The 18,544-nt window shown below is 60.1% G+C and carries 7 protein-coding genes; 4 read left to right on the forward strand and 3 right to left on the reverse strand.

Features of this window, described 5'->3' with window-relative positions; all coding sequences use genetic code 11:
• Positions 1-142: 142 nt before the first annotated feature.
• Positions 143-1,138 (reverse strand): aldo/keto reductase, encoded by a 996-nt coding sequence (locus tag ACODTO_RS18730; protein ID WP_489106876.1) that lies wholly within the window; start codon positions 1,136-1,138, stop codon positions 143-145.
• 112 nt (positions 1,139-1,250) lie between these two features.
• On the opposite strand from ACODTO_RS18730, the gene ACODTO_RS18735 reads away from it, so the two are divergent.
• Positions 1,251-2,174, forward strand: a complete 924-nt coding sequence (locus tag ACODTO_RS18735; RefSeq protein WP_139642476.1) for a LysR family transcriptional regulator — start codon at positions 1,251-1,253, stop codon at positions 2,172-2,174.
• An 82-nt stretch (positions 2,175-2,256) separates the two neighbouring features.
• Here ACODTO_RS18735 and ACODTO_RS18740 read toward each other — a convergent pair whose 3' ends face one another.
• Complete coding sequence (locus ACODTO_RS18740; RefSeq protein ID WP_489106877.1) at positions 2,257-3,774, reverse strand: CoA-acylating methylmalonate-semialdehyde dehydrogenase; 1,518 nt, start codon at positions 3,772-3,774, stop codon at positions 2,257-2,259.
• A 110-nt stretch (positions 3,775-3,884) separates the two neighbouring features.
• Here ACODTO_RS18740 and ACODTO_RS18745 point away from each other — a divergent pair, with 110 nt between their 5' ends.
• Positions 3,885-4,823 carry a LysR family transcriptional regulator gene (locus ACODTO_RS18745; protein WP_489106878.1) on the forward strand — a complete coding sequence of 313 codons (939 nt, stop codon included), beginning with the start codon at positions 3,885-3,887 and terminating at the stop codon, positions 4,821-4,823.
• Between the two features lie 149 nt (positions 4,824-4,972).
• Here ACODTO_RS18745 and ACODTO_RS18750 read toward each other — a convergent pair whose 3' ends face one another.
• The gene (locus tag ACODTO_RS18750) at positions 4,973-6,583 is read right to left on the reverse strand and encodes an inorganic phosphate transporter (RefSeq protein WP_139642487.1); all 1,611 of its coding nucleotides are present in this window, start codon (positions 6,581-6,583) and stop codon (positions 4,973-4,975) included.
• 522 nt (positions 6,584-7,105) lie between these two features.
• Between ACODTO_RS18750 and ACODTO_RS18755 the strand changes: the two genes are divergently transcribed.
• Both ACODTO_RS18755 and ACODTO_RS18760 read left to right on the forward strand, forming a co-directional pair.
• The gene (locus ACODTO_RS18755) at positions 7,106-17,722 is read left to right on the forward strand and encodes a two-partner secretion domain-containing protein (RefSeq protein ID WP_489106879.1); all 10,617 of its coding nucleotides are present in this window, start codon (positions 7,106-7,108) and stop codon (positions 17,720-17,722) included.
• A complete protein-coding gene (locus ACODTO_RS18760; RefSeq protein ID WP_489106880.1) occupies positions 17,719-18,174 on the forward strand; it encodes a hypothetical protein in 456 nt (151 codons plus the stop codon). Before ACODTO_RS18755 ends, ACODTO_RS18760 begins: the two co-directional genes overlap by 4 nt.
• Positions 18,175-18,544: the final 370 nt, after the last annotated feature.

Raw genomic sequence — 18,544 nt, forward strand, 5'->3', positions numbered from 1 at the left:
GCCGCCATCGCGGGCAAGCCCGGCTCCCACAGGGTTTGATGGTGTATGCAAATGCTGCGCACACCCCAAATCCCGTGTGGGAGCGAGCCTGCTCGCGATGGCGGTGGATCAGCCGACGTTGATGTCAGCCGTGCTTCTCCATTCAACCATCCAGCAACGTCATCGTCCGAGCATCGTACCGCTCGCCCGCCACCGCCTCGTTGGCGCCGAAAATCTCATCCAATTGGACGAGTTCATCGGCACTCAAGACCACCTCGGCGGCCGCCACATTACTCTCCAGGTATTTGCGCTGTTTGGTCCCAGGAATCGGGATGATATGGTCGCCCTGGGCCAACACCCACGCCAGTGCCAGTTGTGAGGCACTGATGTGTTTGTCCGCGGCCAACGCCTTGACCCGTTCCACCAGCATCAGGTTGCGACGGAAGTTGTCTGCCTGGAAGCGCGGGTTGAAGCGGCGATAGTCATCGGCAGCGAAGTCTTCCGGTGTCTTCAGCTCGCCGGTCAGAAAGCCCCGGCCCAACGGGCTGTAGGCGACAAACGCGATGCCCAGGCGACGGCAGGTATCGAGCACGTCATTGTGTTCGGGCTCGCGGGACCACAACGAGTATTCGCTTTGCACCGCTGCCAGTGGATGCACCGCGTGCGCTCGTCGAATGGTTTCGGCGCTGGCCTCGGAGATGCCGATCTGGCGGACCTTGCCGGCCTTGACCAGCTCGGCCATGGTTCCGATGGTTTCTTCAATGGGCACCTGAGGGTCGATGCGGTGTTGGTAGTAGAGATCGATGTAATCGGTACCCAGACGCTTGAGGCTGCCATCGACGGATTGCCTGACGTATTCGGGACGACCATTGACGCCTCGGGCATGAGGATCGCTGCTGCGCACCAGTCCGAACTTCGTCGCCAGATAGAGACTGTCGCGCTTGCCTTTCAAGGCCCGGCCGAGGAGCTCTTCATTGGTGTGGGGGCCGTACATATCGGCGGTGTCGAACATCGTCACCCCCAGCTCCAGCGCGCGATGCAGCGTGGCAATCGACTCTCGTTCGTCGCCGCCGGTGGTATAGAAATCCGACATGCCCATGCAGCCCAGGCCGATGGCGGAAACGTGGGGACCTTGATGACCCAATTGGCGGGTTTTCATGATGTTGCTCCTGCAGATGAATGACACGCTCAGCTTGCGGTAAACGATTGCATGGATAAATCCACGAATATTGGTTTAACTATTCGTGATTTCTAAATAGTGAGGTGAGCCATTGGACCGTTTACAGGCCATGCAAGTGTTCCGGCGCATTGTCGAGCTGGGCGGTTTTGGCAAGGCCGCCGATGACCTTGAATTGCCCCGAGCCACCGTCAGCCTGCTGATTCAACAGCTCGAAGCGCACCTGGGCGTGCAATTGCTCCAGCGCACCACGCGACAGGTGCGCGCCACGCTTGACGGTGAAGCCTACTACCAGCGCTGCGGCCAACTGCTCGACGATCTCGATGACCTCGAAGGTTCACTGTCGGCACAACGGAGCCAGCCTCGCGGCACCTTGCGGGTGGACATGCCCATCGCCTTCGGTTGCAGCTGGATCCTGCCGCGCCTGCCGGACTTCTATCGACGCTATCCGGCGCTGCAACTGGACATCGGCTTTCATGACCGGCAAGTGCATCTGCAGCGCGAAGGCGTGGATTGTGCGATCCGCGCCGGCAATATCACCGACCAGGCGTTGGTGGCACGGCCCATCGTGCGATTGCACCAACTGACCTGCGCCAGCCCCGACTATCTGGCCCGGTCGGGCACGCCTCGGCAACTGGAGGACCTGGCGACGCATCGCGCCATCAGCTTCGCGTCCGGCAATGGGCGTTACTTCCCCTTCGAATTCGAGGTGGCGGGGCAGGTGCGTGAGCTGCAGATGCCGGGCGAACTGACTGTCAACAATGCCGATGCCTACGTCAGCGCCTGCGAGGCGGGATTCGGCTTGATCCAGGTGCCGCGCTACCACGTTCAGCAGCAGTTGGCCGAAGGGCGCCTGGTGCAGGTTCTGAGCGACTATGCGGTGCCGTTGTGGCCGATTTCGGTCGTGTACCCACCCCATCGACAGCTGTCGCCACGGGTGCGGGTGTTCATCGACTGGGTGATTGAGGTGTTGCACGGGGAAGCGGATGTGCACGGGGAATGGATGGTGAGGATCTAGTGGTCGTGATGGCCAAGGCGGGGGGCTCCTGGCGCCCGCTACCGGAGTAGTTGCGCCAGGGCTCACGATCATGGCGGACGGGTTATTTCGCCGTCGGCATCACGAACTCGGCACCCTTGCCGATGCTTTCGGGCCAGCGCTGCATGATCGACTTCTGCTTGGTGTAGAAACGCACGCCTTCTTCGCCATAGGCATGCATGTCGCCGAACAGGCTGCGTTTCCAGCCGCCGAAGCCGTGCCATGCCATGGGCACCGGGATCGGGACGTTGATACCCACCATTCCGACCTGGATGCGCCGGCTGAACTCCCGGGCTACGTTGCCGTCGCGGGTGAAGCAGGCAACGCCGTTGCCGAATTCGTGGGCGTTGATCAGGTCGACGGCTTCCTTCAAGTCCTTGACCCGCAGGCAGCCCAATACGGGGCCGAAGATCTCATCCTTGTAGATGCTCATGTGCGGCGTGACGTGATCGAAGAGCGTGCCCCCCAGCCAGAACCCATCCCCGCAACCTTCTCCGGCCTCGTTTCCTCGGAAGTCGCGACCGTCCACCAACATTTGCGCACCTTCGGCGATGCCCTGTTCGATGTAGCCGGTGATGCGTTGGTGAGCTGCTTTCGACACGATCGGGCCCATTTCGGCGGTCAGGTCCATGCCATTGAGGATCTTCAGCGCCTGGGTGCGTTCCACCAGTTTCGGCATGACTTTGTCGGCGACATCCCCGACGAACACCGCCACCGAGATCGCCATGCAACGCTCGCCCGCAGAGCCGAAGGCTGCGCCGATCAGCGCGTCGACGACCTGGTCGATGTCGGCGTCAGGCATCACCACCATGTGGTTTTTCGCGCCGCCCAGTGCCTGCACGCGCTTGCCCTGGCGGGCGCCGGTTTCGTAGATGTAGTTGGCGATAGGTGTCGAGCCGACAAAGCTCACGGCTTTGACTTCAGGGTGATCGAGCAGCGCATCGACCGCTGCTTTGTCGCCCTGCACGACGTTGAACACGCCGTCCGGCAAACCGGCTTCCTTGAACAGGTCGGCAATGAACAGCGACGGTGACGGATCGGTCGGGCTGGGCTTGAGCACGAAGGTGTTGCCCGCCGCGATAGCCACCGGGAACATCCACATGGGCACCATCACCGGGAAGTTGAACGGTGTGATGCCGGCCACGACGCCCAGCGGTTGGCGAACGGTCCAGTTGTCCATTCCGGTCGACACTTGTTCGGTGAAATCGCCTTTCAACAGCTGGGGCATGCCACAGGCGAACTCCACGATGTCGATACCCCGGGAGACTTCGCCCTGGGCATCGGTGAACACTTTGCCGTGCTCCGCCGTGATCAACCGGGCGAGCTCGTCGCGGTGGCTGTTCAGCAACTCAAGAAACTTGAACATGACGCGGGCGCGGCGTATCGGCGGTGTGTCGGCCCACTTGGGAAATGCCTCGGCTGCCGACTGCACGGCGGCATTGACCTGATCGACACCGGCCAGGCCCGCACGGCCGGTGACCCTGCCGGTGGCTGGGTTGAATACGTCTTGAGAACGCCCGGAGGTATTCGGGACGTGACGCCCGTGGATGTAGTGATCGATTGGGGCAATAGAATCCGTCATGCAGTTTCTCCGATGAGGGGTGGGAACCCTCGGGAGTGTAGGAAGGGTGCGTTAGCGCGCCTAGCCGTCTAAGATTGAACTCATTGTTCACATTGGCAAACAATCACCTTATGAAAAAGTCACCCCTCGACATCCCCTGGAATCAACTCCATTGGCTCACCGTGTTGTCGGAGCAGGGCAGTTTTACCGCGGCGGCACGTCGCCTGGGTGTCAGTAAGGCGGCGATGAGTCAGCATATCGCCGAGCTGGAACGGCAAGCCGGGATCGCCCTGGTACAGCGAACCACGCGCAGCGTGCGGCTTACGGATGCCGGCCGTGGCCTGGTCGAGGAAACACGCGCGGCCTTCGGTGCAATCGCCCATAGTTTTGCCAGTGTCCAGGACCTTGCACAAACGCCGCGGGGATTGCTTCGGATCACGGCCCCTGTCGCATTGGCCCGGCAGCAATTGGTCCCCAGGTTGGCGACGTTCTTTCAGGCCTATCCGGAAATCCGCGTGGAGCTGTCCATGTCGGACAACATCAGCGCCCTGGCGATGGAAGGGTTCGACCTCGCCATTCGCCATACACAGGCCCCACCGGATACCCACGTCGCCTGGCCGCTTTGCCGTACTCGCACGCTTCTGGTGGCGAGTCGCGAGTACTTGGCGCGTCGGGGAATTCCAACGGAACCCCACATGCTGGTGGATCAGGATTGTCTCTACTATCCCCGCCAGGATCAGCCGGCCTGGCACTTCGTGCCAAGGAATGCGGCGCCCGATCATCCTCGTACCACGGTGCCGGTCACCGGCGTGTTTTCCGCCAACAACAGCGAAGCGTTACGTGAGGCGGCACTCTGCGGATTAGGCATCGCCTTGCTGCCGGATTTCAGCGCGCAAGCCGCGCTGCGTGACGGCAAGCTCGTCGAGGTGATGCCCGACTGGGAGTCGACCGGGGCGTTCGCTTCCCACTTGTATGCCATTCGCCCTTACTCCGCCCATGTGCCACGGGCGGTGAGTGTGTTTACGGCCTGGCTGCGAGAGACCTTCGTAGAGGGCTTTGTGGCGGATTGAGAGCTGGCCCAGCTTTTTGTGGCGAGGGGATTTATCCCCGCTGGGGTGCGAAGCGCCCCCAGACATACTGCCTGACACACCGTCCTGTCAGGTTTTAGGGCTGCTTCGCACCCCAGCGGGGATAAATCCCCTCGCCACAGGTCCCTGCGTCAGAACAATTTGGTCAGCAACCAATAAAGGCTGCCCGACAACAGAATCGCCGCCGGCAACGTCAATACCCAAGCCATAAGCAGGTTGCGGATCGTGCGCATCTGCAAGCCCGAGCCATTGGCGACCATGGTCCCGGCCACCCCTGAAGACAACACATGGGTGGTGGACACCGGCAAGCCGAACATGTCGGCGGCGCCGATGGTCAGCATCGCGACGGTTTCCGCCGAGGCGCCCTGGGCATAGGTGAGGTGGCTCTTGCCGATCTTTTCGCCCACCGTCACCACGATTCGCTTCCAGCCCACCATGGTGCCGAGGCCAAGGGCGATGGCCACGGCGATTTTCACCCACAGCGGAATGAACCGTGTGGAGTTGTCGATCTGCTGCTTGAACAATTGCAGCTTGCCGCTGGTATCGGCGTCGAAGTTACCGATTTTGTTCTTGTCCATCAGGCGGATGGTTTCGCTGGTCAGGTACATGTCGTTACGCACGTTCCCCACGGCTTCGGCGGGCACTTTGGCCAATGAGCCGTAGCCCTTGACCTCAGCCCCGATGGCGCCGGTGAGGGCGGCGAGGGCAGGCACCAGTTGCGGCGTGGCTTCCTTGCTGCGAACGAAATCGGAGAGGACCGCCCGGGGATCTGCCGGTGCCGGTTGCGGTGTGCTTTTTACCAGGGCCTGCTGGGTGACTTCGGCCACGGCGGCGAACTGCAAGGCTTGATCGGCAGGCATGGTGCGGTTCAATGCATAGGCCATCGGCAGGGTCCCCACCAGGATCAACATGATCAGTCCCATGCCTTTTTGGCCGTCGTTGGAGCCATGGGCAAACGACACGCCGGTGCAGGTGGCGATCAGCATGCCGCGAATCCACCACGGTGGCGGGGTGTTGCCTTCCGGTGCCTTGTACAGAGCGCGGTTCTTGACGAAGGCTCGCAGCGCCAGCAACAGCAGCGCGGCACAGCCGAAACCCACCAGGGGCGAGAGCAGCAGCGCGTAACCGACTTTGGCAGCCTGGGTCCAGTCCACCCCGCTGGTGCCGTCACGGCCGTGCATCAGGGCATTGGCCACGCCGACGCCGATGATCGAGCCGATCAAGGTGTGCGAGGACGACGCCGGCAGGCCCAGCCACCAGGTGCCGAGGTTCCACAGGATCGCGGCGATCAGCAGGGCGAAAATCATCGCGAAACCGGCCGATGAACCGACTTGCAGAATCAGCTCCACCGGCAGCAAGGCGATGATGCCGAAGGCCACCGCTCCACTGGACAGCAGCACCCCGAGAAAATTGAAGAACCCCGACCAGGCTACCGCGAAATTCGGCGCCATGGAGTTGGTGTAAATCACCGTCGCCACGGCGTTGGCGGTGTCGTGAAAGCCGTTGACGAACTCGAAACCAAGGGCAATCAGCAGCGCCACGCCCAACAGCAGGAACGGTGTCCAGGTGGTGACCACGGTGCCGAATTCGCCCATGTCACGCACCAGGCTGTAGGCGGTGAACAGCAGTCCGGTGGCCAGCACTGCGAAAAATACGATCAGGGTCAGCATGCTCGGCTTGCGGTTGAGCTGCGGTCTTGAGATGGGGCTTATCGAATCTGAGACAAAGGTCGGGGTGGTCATGATGACATCCGGTTCATGGAGGGAACGCAGTTCCGGCGCTCTTTGCCACTGCAGTCATGCTGCTCGTGGTGGATGAACTGCTGCCGGCATGGCGGAAGGGTTGGGTTGTGAGTACCAACGGAAATGCTATTCACGATTTGTTACGAGATGGTGACTGGCGTCAGTGAGTCAACTGATTCAAGCGAGGGTATGCAAAAAGCCCGAGTGCCCCCAATCCCTTGTGGGAGCGAGCTCGCTCGCGATGGCGGTGGTTCAGCTTGCAGGGAGGTTGACTGTGCAGCCGTCATCGCGAGCAGGCTCGCTCCCACAAGGAGGCTGGCTGGCTTGCGAAAGCAGGCTTTTCGACGAAGTCCCTCTCTTCTGACTAAACAAAGTTGACGCCAAAATGATGGCTCTTTACCATTGCGCCACTATTTTGATGGCCACCCCCTTCGCCCCCCCAATCTGGAAGGCTCGGACGCCCCGACCGAGCGCGAAGCGCCGTGCGTACTCCTTTTAAAATTGCTGCAACGAGACCTGATCATGGACGACCGCCAATACGCCTTGCTGGCCCGCCAACCTTCTGCTGCCCTGCAAAACCGCGAACGGTTCTGCGGCATGCCCAAGCGCGGCCTGGCGTTCCTGCTGGCCAACGTCATGTTCTGGCAACCGATGTGGGCCCAGGCCGACGGTATCGTCGTCAGTGCGCCGGGCACCAGCCTCGGCCAGGCGGGCAATGGCGTGCCCATCGTCAACATCGCGCGCCCCAACGGTAATGGTCTGTCCCACAACCAGTTCACGGACTACAACGTCGGCAGCAACGGCGTCATCCTCAACAACGCCACGTCCCGCACCCAGTCCACGCAACTGGGCGGGATCATCCTCGGCAACCCGAACCTCAACGGCGCGGCCGCCACCACCATCCTCAACGAAGTCAACGGCGGCAGCCCGAGCCAGTTACGTGGCTACACCGAGGTGGCGGGGCAGTCGGCCCACGTCATCGTCGCCAACCCCTACGGCATCACCTGTAACGGCTGCGGCTTCATCAACACCCCCCAGGCAACTTTGACCACCGGCAAACCGGTGGTGGAAAACGGTCAGTTGACGCGCTACCAGGTCGACCAGGGTAGCGTCACCGTCGAAGGCGCGGGCCTCAACGCGACCAACGTCGACCGCTTCGAAATCATCACCCGCAGCGCCAAGATCAACGCCGAGATCCAGGCCAAGAACCTGACCATCGTCGCCGGTCGCAACGACGTCGATGCCGCCAGCCTCAATTCCACCGCCCGCGCCGACGATGGCAGCACCAAACCGCAACTGGCCATCGACTCCTCGGCCCTGGGCGGCATGTACGCGGGCGCCATCAAGCTGGTGGGTACCGAGGCCGGTGTCGGCGTGAAGCTGGACGGTAAATTGATCGCCAGCGGTGGCGATATCCAGCTCGACGCCAACGGGCATCTGAGCCTGGCCGACACCTCAGCCACCGGCGCGGTCACCGCCAAGGCCGCCAGCGCCAACGTGCAAGGGGCGGTCTACGGTGCCAGCGTCAACATGCAAACCAGCGGCGCACTGGATGTGCAGCAGAACATCGCCGCCCGTGACCGGATCAGCTTGAGCAGCGGCGGGCAGTTGACCAACAACGGCGTCATCGAAGCTGGGGTCAATGCGGACAACACTCGCAATGCAGGGGGCGATGTCAGCCTCACCGCGCAGAATCTCAACAACAGCGGCAAGAGCGTGATCGCCAGCCGCAACCTGACGGCCAATGTGGCGCAGACCCTGAACAACCAGGGCGGGACCCTGAGTGCCGGGCAGGCCTCGACTGTCAAAGCCGGGACCCTGGATAACCAGAACAATGGCCGGGTACTGAGCAGCAACACGCTGAGCGTCAGCGCCGACACACTGCTCAACACCCAGGGCGTCGTCAGCAGCAATGGCAACCTCACGGTCAATGTCGGGCAGTTGAATAACAACGGAGGCCAACTCAGCAGCCAGGGCAACGTCACGGTGCGCGCTGCCTCGCTGGATAACACGGCGGGGCGTTTGCTCGCGGATGGCGCACTCACCGCCAGCATTTCGGCCCAGTTGCTTGATCAAACTGGTTTGCTGTCGTCGATCGGTCTGCTGGCACTCGACGCGGGGAGTCTGGACAACCGGCAAGGCACCCTTTACGCACAAAAAGGGTTGAACCTGGATCTGCAGGGGCAATTGCTCAACGCTCAAGGCAGCGTGAAAAGCGACACCACCGCCAGCGTCAAGGCGGCCGAAATTAATAATGATGCGGGTCAGTTGGCGAGCATTGGTGCGCTGAACATCGACAGCGCCGCTACCTTGAGCAACCTGGGCGGCAGCGTGATCAGCAACGACACGTTGTCATTGAAAGCGGGCCAGGTGAATAACTCCTCCGGTCGCATCGCCAGTGCAAAAAACTTGGCTGCCAGCATCACCGGGCTGGAGCAACTGAACGGCGAACTGTTCAGCAATACCAGTCTCACCCTGGACCTCAACCACGGGTTTCTGAATAACCAGAGCGGCCTGATCAATACGTCGGGTGCGCTGTTGCTGAGCAACCTCAAGGACGTCAACAACCAGAGCGGCGAAATTTCCAGCCAGCAAGCATTCACCGTTGCCGCGCAGAACCTGGATAACCGCAACGGCAAGCTGCTGAGCAACCAAGGGCTGGTGCTGAAGACGGCGCAGCTGCTGAACAACGCCCGGGGTGTGATTTCGGCGGCATCGCTGGACAGCCGAAGCGCCAGCCTGGACAACAGCGATGGCCTGATCAGCGGCCGTGACCAACTCGACCTGACGGTTGATATGCTGCTCGACAATCAGCATGGCTCCGTGATCGCCGACGGTGCGTTGCTGTTGGTCGCGGGTCGTCTGGACAACCGCACCGGCAGCATCGCCGGCAAAACCGGACTGGCGGCCACCCTTGGCGCTTTTGATAACCGCCAGGGCACGCTGATCAGCACCGACGCCTTGACGCTCAAGGCCGGCAGCCTTGACAACCGTCAGGCCGGCCTGATCGGCGCAACAAAAAAGCTGAATCTCGATGTAGACGACCTCGACAACCGTGGCGGTGAACTCACGGGCAATGCAGACCTCAGCCTGGTCAGTCAACACTTCGACAACAGCGATGGCGGCCAGGTAAACGCCGGGCAGATGCTTAAGCTGACCGTGGACACCTTGCTCAATCGCACCAGGGGCCTGCTCAGCGCCAAGACCGGGCTGATCCTGGAGGGTGGCTCGCTGGATAACAGCGGCGGTTACCTGAACAGCCAGCAGGACCAGCGCATCACCCTGAGCAGAGACCTGATCAACAGCCAAGGCCAGCTCAGCAGTGAAGGGGCGTTGAATGTCACCGCAGCCAACCTGACCAACGCCGGCGGCAGCCTGTCCAGTGCGGCGGACCTCACTGTGCAGAGCTTGGGCTTGCTCGACAACCAGGGCGGGAAACTGGTCACCGACGGCGCGTTGCTGCTGACCAGCAAGTCGCTGGACAACCGCGAACAGGGGACCATCAGCGGTAAAGGCGCGGTGAGCGTCACCACCGGCGCTTTTAACAACAGTCAGAAGGGGCGTCTCAACAGCGGCAGCACGCTGGACCTCAAGGCTACCCAACTCATCAACCAAGACGGCGGGCACATTGGCAGCCAGAGCGCGTTGACTGCCTCTGTGTCCAGCCTCGACCAGCAGGGCGGTCAACTCTTCAGCAATACGGCCCTGACCCTGGACCTCAACCAGGGCCAACTCAACAACCAGGGCGGCCTGATCAACGCACCGCTGTTGATGCTCAAGAACCTCAAGGCCGTCAACAACGACGGCGGCGAAATCTCCAGCGCCCAGGCGTTCACCCTGGCTGCGCAAAGCCTGAACAATGACAACGGCAAACTGCTGAGCAACCAGGCCCTGACCCTGCGCGTCGATAACGCCCTGACCAACCTCAAGGGTCTGATCGCCGCCGCCGCGCTGGACGTCGAAGCCGCAAACCTGAACAACAACGGCGGCACCCTGACCAGCCGCGCCAACCTCGACCTGGCCCTCAGCGGCCAGTTGAACAACCAGGGCAACGGGCTGATCAGCGCCGCCGATGCCTTGACCGTCACCACCAGCGGCCTGAACAACCAGCAAGGCTCGTTGCTCGGTAGTGCCATCGCCATCGACTTCGGCGCCGCCACCGGCGACCTCAACAACAGCGCCGGCCTCATCACCACCGCCGGTGTTCTCAGCCTCAAACACCTGCGAGACCTGAACAACCAACACGGCGAAATCTCCAGCAGCCAGAGCCTGGACCTGAACGCCCGCGACCTGGACAACAGCGCCGGCCAACTGATCAGCAACGGCGTACTGACCCTGGGCGCCCGCGACGTCACCAACCAAGGTGGTCTGCTGTCCGGCTTCAAGGGCCTGGGCCTGACCGCCGCAAGCCTGGACAACCGCAACAGCGGCACCCTGTCGAGCCGCGACGAGGACGTCAGCGCCACCCTCAGCGGGGCGCTGCTCAACGGCAATGCCGGCGCGCTGGTCGGCAAGAAACAACTGACCGTCAGCGCTGCCAGCCTGGACAACGGCGGTGGCATCCTCTCCAGCGGCGGCGACCAGACCCTGACCGTCAGCGGCGGTCTGCTCAACAACGCCCAGAGCGGCTTGATCGACAGCGGCAACGCCCTGGTCATCAACGCCATGACCCTCGGCAACGCCGGCGGCACCATCAACGCCCAGAATGCCCTGAGCTTCACCGGCACCGGCCTGGACAACACCGGCGGCCAGTTGATCGGCAACGCCGCCGTGACCCTCGACCTGCTCGGCGCCCTGACCAACACCAACGGCAAACTCGCCAGCGCCGGCCCGCTGCGGGTCGAGCGCGCCACGCAGATCACCAACCAGGGCGGCCAGATCGCCAGCCAGGGCCTGCTGACCTTGCTCACCGCTGGCCTGGACAACCGCAATCGCGGCACCGTCGCCGCCAATGATCAACTCGTCCTGACCAGCACCGGCATGGTACAGAACGACGCCGATGGCCTGATCTACAGCCAGAACGGCGGCGTGCAGATCGACGCCGCCAGCCTCACCAATGGCAAAGGCACCGTGCAGAGCCAGGGCGCCATGACCCTGACCGTCACCAACGACCTCGACAACCAGAGCGGTCGCCTCCAGGCCAAGGCCGGCGACCTGATGGTCGTCGCCCGCAACCTGGACAACCGTGGCGGCGTGCTCGCCAGCCTGCAGGGTTTGCTCACCACCCAACTCAGCGGCGTGCTGAAAAACGGCTACGACCTGAACAACAACCGCCAGGGCGGCATCACCCAGGCCCAGCGCCTGAACCTGATCGCCCTGGGCGGCCTCGACAACTACGGTGGACGCCTCTCGGCGCAGACCGGCGATGCCACCGTTACCACCCGCAACTTCGACAACCGCAACGGCGGCCTGTATGCCAAGGGCAAGGTCAGCGTTACCGCCAACGATTTCGACAACAGTGGCGACAACGACGGGCAGATTGCGGGTAGTCAGATCGATCTGAACCTCACCGGTGCGTTGAACAACCGCCTGGGCATCATCGAGAGTGACAGCACCCTGGCGATCAAGGCGGCGAGCCTGGATAACCAGACGGGGCAGTTGCGGGCGTTGGGTGTCGGTGGCAAGACCGAGTTCCAGATTGGTGGGCTGTTTGACAACCGTAACGGTACCCTGGAAACCGCCAACACCGACCTCACGCTGGGTGCTGCCAGCTTTCTCAACACCGCTGGCAGCCTGCTGCATATAGGCACCGGGCTCTTTGACATTTCTACTGCGAACCTCAACAACGCCGGCGGCAACTTCGTCACCCGTGGCGGCCTGACCCTTACCGCAGACAACTGGACCAACAGCAGTGTGATCCAGGCGGGACGGCTGACCGTCAACGTCAACAACCTCACCCAGACCAGCACCGGGCAGTTGCTGGCGTCCACCAGCCTGGTGGGCAGTGGGGGCAACTGGAGCAACGATGGTCTGATCGCCAGCGATGGTGGCATCAACCTTGCGTTGGGTGGTAGCTATGGAGGCAGCGGGCGGTTGTCCAGCCTCGGGGGTATCGACCTGACTGTGGCGCAACTGAACCTGAGCGCTTCTTCCAGCATCGCCGGTGGGGATGACTCCACCGTCAAAGTAGGCGGACAACTGACCAATGCTGGGCGTCTGACCTCCAACACAAACCTGACCGTCCAGGCCGGCAGCCTCATCAACTCCGGAACCTTGGGTTCGGCCCGGAACCTCGTTCTGAAAACCCCGTCGCTGCTCAATGACCGTGGGTTGGTATTCAGCGGCTCAGACATGACGCTGGGCGTGAGTAATTTCACCAACCAACATGGTGATCTTTACGGGCTGGGCAATGTGGTCATCGCAGGCTATGGCGGTGCGCCGCGGGCCTCAGGTGTCTACAACATTTCCGGCTCGATGGAGAGTGGTGGCGGGTTCACGATCAACGCTGATGCGTTTGAGAATCGCACCGAAGGTGCGGTGATGTCGGGTGACCGCAAGCTGGTGTCGGGAGTGATTGCCGGTAGCTGCGGTGACTGCGTGGGTGATATCTACAGCATCTACATCATGGCGCGGGAAACCTTCCAAAGCACTGACAGCGACACCAGCGCCTCTGCCGTACTCAATGTCGGCAAGGATTTCACGTTCCAGGGTGGAAGTTTTCTCAATAGCAAAAGCACGGTCGCCGCAGGCGGCAACATCAATATCACGGCGGACACCCTCAAAAATATCGGCGCAAAAAGCGGGACGATCGAACGCACCACGTCATATGTATTTGATTTGACCGATGGCGGCACTGGGCGGTTTTTCTCCAATGTCGTGATGCCATACAACCAGCGAAACAATCCTGACTTTCCGAACGTGTATTACGTGGTTGTCGGGAGTCCGATCCGCAAAGCTATCCCTGAATCAGCTGAAGACATCGATGTAGAGGGAAATTCAATACCGGTCGTGCAGCTCAAAGACACTGAAACCGGCGAGGTTGTCAGCGAGCGCCGCTATGGTAGGGGACTATCAGGACTGAGCTACGGTTTCGAGACTTCAACGCCATCCCTGTATGATCCCAATAACCTGCTCGAACTGCCGAGTCAGCTGACCCAGTACACGCCGCAGTCTGTTGTAGAAGTCGCCGTAGACAACACTGGTGCCATCGGTACAGCCACCGGACGCAACGCCATCATCCAGGCGGGTGGTAATGTCTCGATCACCGCCGCCAAGGATCTTGAAAACAGTGTTATCCATGAAGACTACGGCTCCTCGGGCGGTACCAATAAAGTAGTCGATACAAAGGTAGCCGGCACCACCACTGCGGTCGTCCGCATCAACAGCCAGTTGCCACCTGACCTCGCCCAACAACAAGTCAATCCGCTGACGTTGCCTGGTTTTTCTCTGCCAACCGGAGAGAACGGTCTATTCCGTTTGAGCGGTATAGGTAAAGGCGATTCGGTGGGCCCGTCACCGACGTGGACCATCGGCGGCGGGGCCGTCACGGCACAAGATCATTTGGTTGCCGCGATCAACGGTGGCGTACGCGATCTGGTTATCGACACCTCGGTTGCGCCTTCCGGCAGTACTCGCACGGTAGATACACTCAGCCCCACGCCAGCCGCTCCCCAGGTAACGGCCAACGGCCCGGCCACTCGCGTTACCGGCCTGCCGAACACCATGGCACCTTCCAACGCTCACAAATACCTCATCGAAACCAACCCGGTACTCACCGAGCTCAAGTCGTTCATGAGCTCGGATTACCTGCTGCAAAACCTCGGCTACGACCCGGATCAAAGCGCCAAGCGCCTGGGTGACGGCCTTTATGAACAACGCTTGATCCAGCAAGCGGTCGTCGCCCGCACCGGCCAGCGCTTCATCGACGGCCAGACTACCGACGAAGGTTTGTTCAAGTACCTGATGAACAACGCCGTTGCCAGCAAACAGGCACTCGGTTTGTCGGTAGGGGTAACGCTGACCTCCGAGCAAGTCGCGGCGCTGACCCACGACATTGTCTGGCTCGAAGAACACGAAGTGAATGGCGAAAAAGTCCTGGTGCCGGTGCTGTATCTGGCCCAGGCCGAAGGCCGCCTCGGGCCTACCGGCGCGCTGATCGCTGGCAAGGACGTGACGCTGATCGCCGGTCAGAACCTCGATAACGTTGGCACCCTGCGCGCTTCCAACAACCTGTCGGCGACAGCAGGCATAGACCTGGTCAACAGCGGTTTGATCGAGGCAGGTAATCGTCTGGATGTATTGGCGGCTAACGACATCGTCAACAAGTCGGGCGGCATCATCGCCGGTCGCGATGTGAGCATGACCGCGCTGATTGGAGACGTGCTTGTCGAGCGCACCCTTACGTCGTCCTACGGCAGCAGCCGCTTCGGCACGGAGCATCACGACTATGCGGACAACGCTGCGCGTATCGAGGCGGCGAACAACCTCATGCTGGGAGCAGGGCGAGACATCAACGTAGTGGGAGGCGTGCTGCAAAGCGGGCTCGACATGAAGCTGGACGCCGAACGGGACGTGAACATCGTGTCCACGCAGGTCACCAACAGTGAGTCACGTGGCCGCAGATACAACAGCAGTGATATCACCCAACTCAGCGCCAGCCTAGACGCGGGACGCGACTTCTCAGCCCAGGCGGGGCGCGACATCAACGTCATTGCCAGTCAGGTCGATGCCAAGCGCGACATCGCCATGGCCGCGACCCAGAACCTCGGCATCAGCTCGGCGGCGGATGAAGAGCATTCTTTGTCGAAAAGCAAAAAAGTGACCCGCCAGGAAGATCACGTCAGCCAGGTCATGTCCGGTGTCACGGCGGGCGGCGATGTGGACTTGAGTGCCGGAAAGGACATGGCGCTTGTTTCAAGTCGCATCAGTGCGGGTGACGAAGCGTATCTGGTGGCGGGTGGGAACCTGGACGTGCTGGCTGCGCAGGACAGCGACTATTCGTTGTTCGACGAGAAGAAGAAGGGGAGTTGGGGGAGCAAGAAGACGCAGCGTGATGAAGTGACTGATGTGAAGAACATTGGGAGTGAGATCACGACTGGGGGGAATCTTACGTTGGTCAGTGATGGGGACCAGCGCTACCAAGTTGCAAAACTCAATAGCGGTAATGACCTGACTATTGACAGTGGTGGCTCCATCACATTTGAAAGCCTGAAGGATCTGCATCAGGAGAGTCACGAGAAGAGCAAAACCAGCGCCGCCTGGTTCAGCATGGAAGGCAATGGTCGTACTGATGAGACGTTACGTCAAAGCGAAATGACTGCTCAGGGAGACCTGGTTATCAATGCGGTGGGCAAAATTCATGTGGACGTGCGAAACGTCAATCAGCAGACCGTAAGCGCATCCATCGACGCGATGGTCAAGGCTGATCCGAAGCTGGCATGGCTCAAGGAACTTGACGCGCAAGGCGGCGTTGATTGGCGCCAGGTAGAGGAGATTCATACCAGCTTCAAATACTCGAACTCCGGCTTGGGCCCGGCTGCTCAGATGGTGATCGCCATCCTGATGACGGTCATGCTCGGCCCGGCGGGTGCTGGTCTTGGCGGTTGGGCCCTGGCGGGGGCATCCAGTCTGGCAACCACCGGCACGGTGGCGACTATCAATAACGATGGCGACATAGGGGCTGGATTCAAAGCAGTACTCAGTAAAGACGGCCTGACCGACGCAGCGATTGCAACCATTACCGCCGGTGTGGCCGATAACTATCTGGGCGACATGACCATGACCAAACAGGTCAATGGCAAGACGGTGGTCGATCTGGGATCGATAGAGGCCGTAAGCCATTTTGCTGGTCAGCAGTTGATCAACAATGCTTCCGCTGCCGCCATTGCCAAGGCTTTTGGTCGAGACGTGACGCTGGCGGGCATGCTGCAGTCGACGGTTTACAGCACCTTGGCGGCTTACTCTTTCGACCAGGCAGGTAATCTTGGTCTGAAAACTGGCAGTCCAGAGAAGATCGCTCTGCATGCCTTGGTGGGTGGCATGATTGCCGAAGCATCAGGCAGTGACTTCGCTGTAGGGGCAATGGCGGCGGGTGTAAACGAGGCGTTCGCTAATCAATTGCGGCGGATGTCTGCCCAGATGGCCCCGGAGAATCGTGATCGCCTGATGCTCATGTCCTCGCAGTTGCTGGGTGTAGTGGCCGCAGCCGCAGTGGCTGGGGACGACACGGATGCTCTCCAGACAGGCTCTTTTGTAGCTGGCAATGCGACCCAGTACAACAACCTCAACCACCCCGACATGAGTGAATTTGTCGAGGACATGAATAGCTGCGGCAACGATGAAGCCTGTCAGAAAAACACTTGGGTTGGGGGCAAGTACCAAGAGGTAAGTGACCAGACCAACGACTGGTCGGAGAATGCTGTCAGTGGGGCGCTCGCTAAAGTCCTACTGACCTCGATTCAAGGCGGCCTGACTGCGCTGAAGGATCTCAATTGCACAACCGCCACCTGCACGCAATACAAGGATACCTTGATCGAGCGTGCGTTAGACAATCTGACGAAATTGGCCAAGGTCACTAACCAGTGGGAGATCGCAACCAGTGTGGCCTCGTTGGTTCTGCCGAGTTCGGGCAGTGCGCGCGGAACATCGGCCACTGTCGAGGCGGCTCTTGATCGCTTCATGCAAACCAAGGCTACGAGTACCGGAGTTTCTACAGGCAAAACCGGCAATTCGATACCTGGGGGACCGGATGCGGAGGCGGGGATGCCCTATAATCATCCCATCAAAGAGCCCCAAGTAGAGTTTGTACCACCTGGAATGGATCGACCGTTCCGTTCGGTTAATCCTGAGTATCCGCCGAACAAGTCCGTCGTCGACGCGATGGATAGTCCGAATATTAAAAACATGGTGGCATGCACAGGGGCAGATTGTTCGGAGATCGCCAGCAAGCTTTTCAACGCTGCGGGGGGTAAAGGTAAAATTATTGAGGTTAGACCGAAAGAGTCTGGTAACTTAAATGTATATGAGAATGGTTTGGTCGAGCCAGGGCAGTTCTATCACCAAGTATATACAGATGGGCGTTATGTATATGATCCTCGTTTGTCGGTCAGTCCGATCCCGAAGGGAGACTGGGAGCAACATATTAGAGGGCTGAATCCTGAAGGTGTGAATATTTCGGACAAGTTAAAGGGGTTAAGATGACTGTAAAAAAGATCACAGCTCTTGAAGGTGAGCTGTTGAATGTTCTTTATGAAATTAGTCCTCTGGAGTGGAGAAGGTTTCAACAGCGATATCCGGAATTATGGGTTGACGGCCATTTTGAAAAGTTAGATCGTAGTGGATATCCTCCCTATGTTTCATTTCGTTTTGTAGACGAGTGTCGCGCAGTAGTGCAAAAGTTGCGGCAAGCAGTTGAAGAGTATTCGGGAAAAATTTCCTGGCAGTTAATTAACCATGAGCGCGACGGCTTGCCGGGTGTGAACTGGACGATAGCGCCTAGTCGATTGTGGGAAATAAATGAGGAGGCTTCAGCATTGGGGGTCACTCCTGCTCAGTACCTTGCTACGTATGAACCTGCGTTTGGGCCGGCTGCTTATGACGATATGGAAGGGCTCACGAGGTATATTCGACAAATTTTCTCCGATGTACTATGAAAAGGGGATGGAAGAGGGGACAGATTCTGAGGGATCCCCACAAATCTACTCCAATGCCTGCGCCTCTTAATGTACCTCTGCGGGCAGCGCGTGCTCAAGCCTCTCCAAGGTGCTTCGAGAATTCGAGCCGCGTCCGTGAGGTGGGGAGGCCGGCTAGATGATTCTCAGATTTATTTTCTGATCGTCCCCTTTTTTCCTTGACACAACACATCAACGTTTTCAGACGATGAGAATGAACATCGGGAAGTGCTTGGGCGAGCGCGCTGTGTAAGAATCGGATGGACTGCACGGGTCGGTATCTTGTTTTGTGTGGTGCAACACAAGCTGCCGACTCATGTAGGTTTCTTCAATATTCCAACTTCTTGATTTT

The organism is Pseudomonas sp. FG13 (assembly GCF_057809755.1).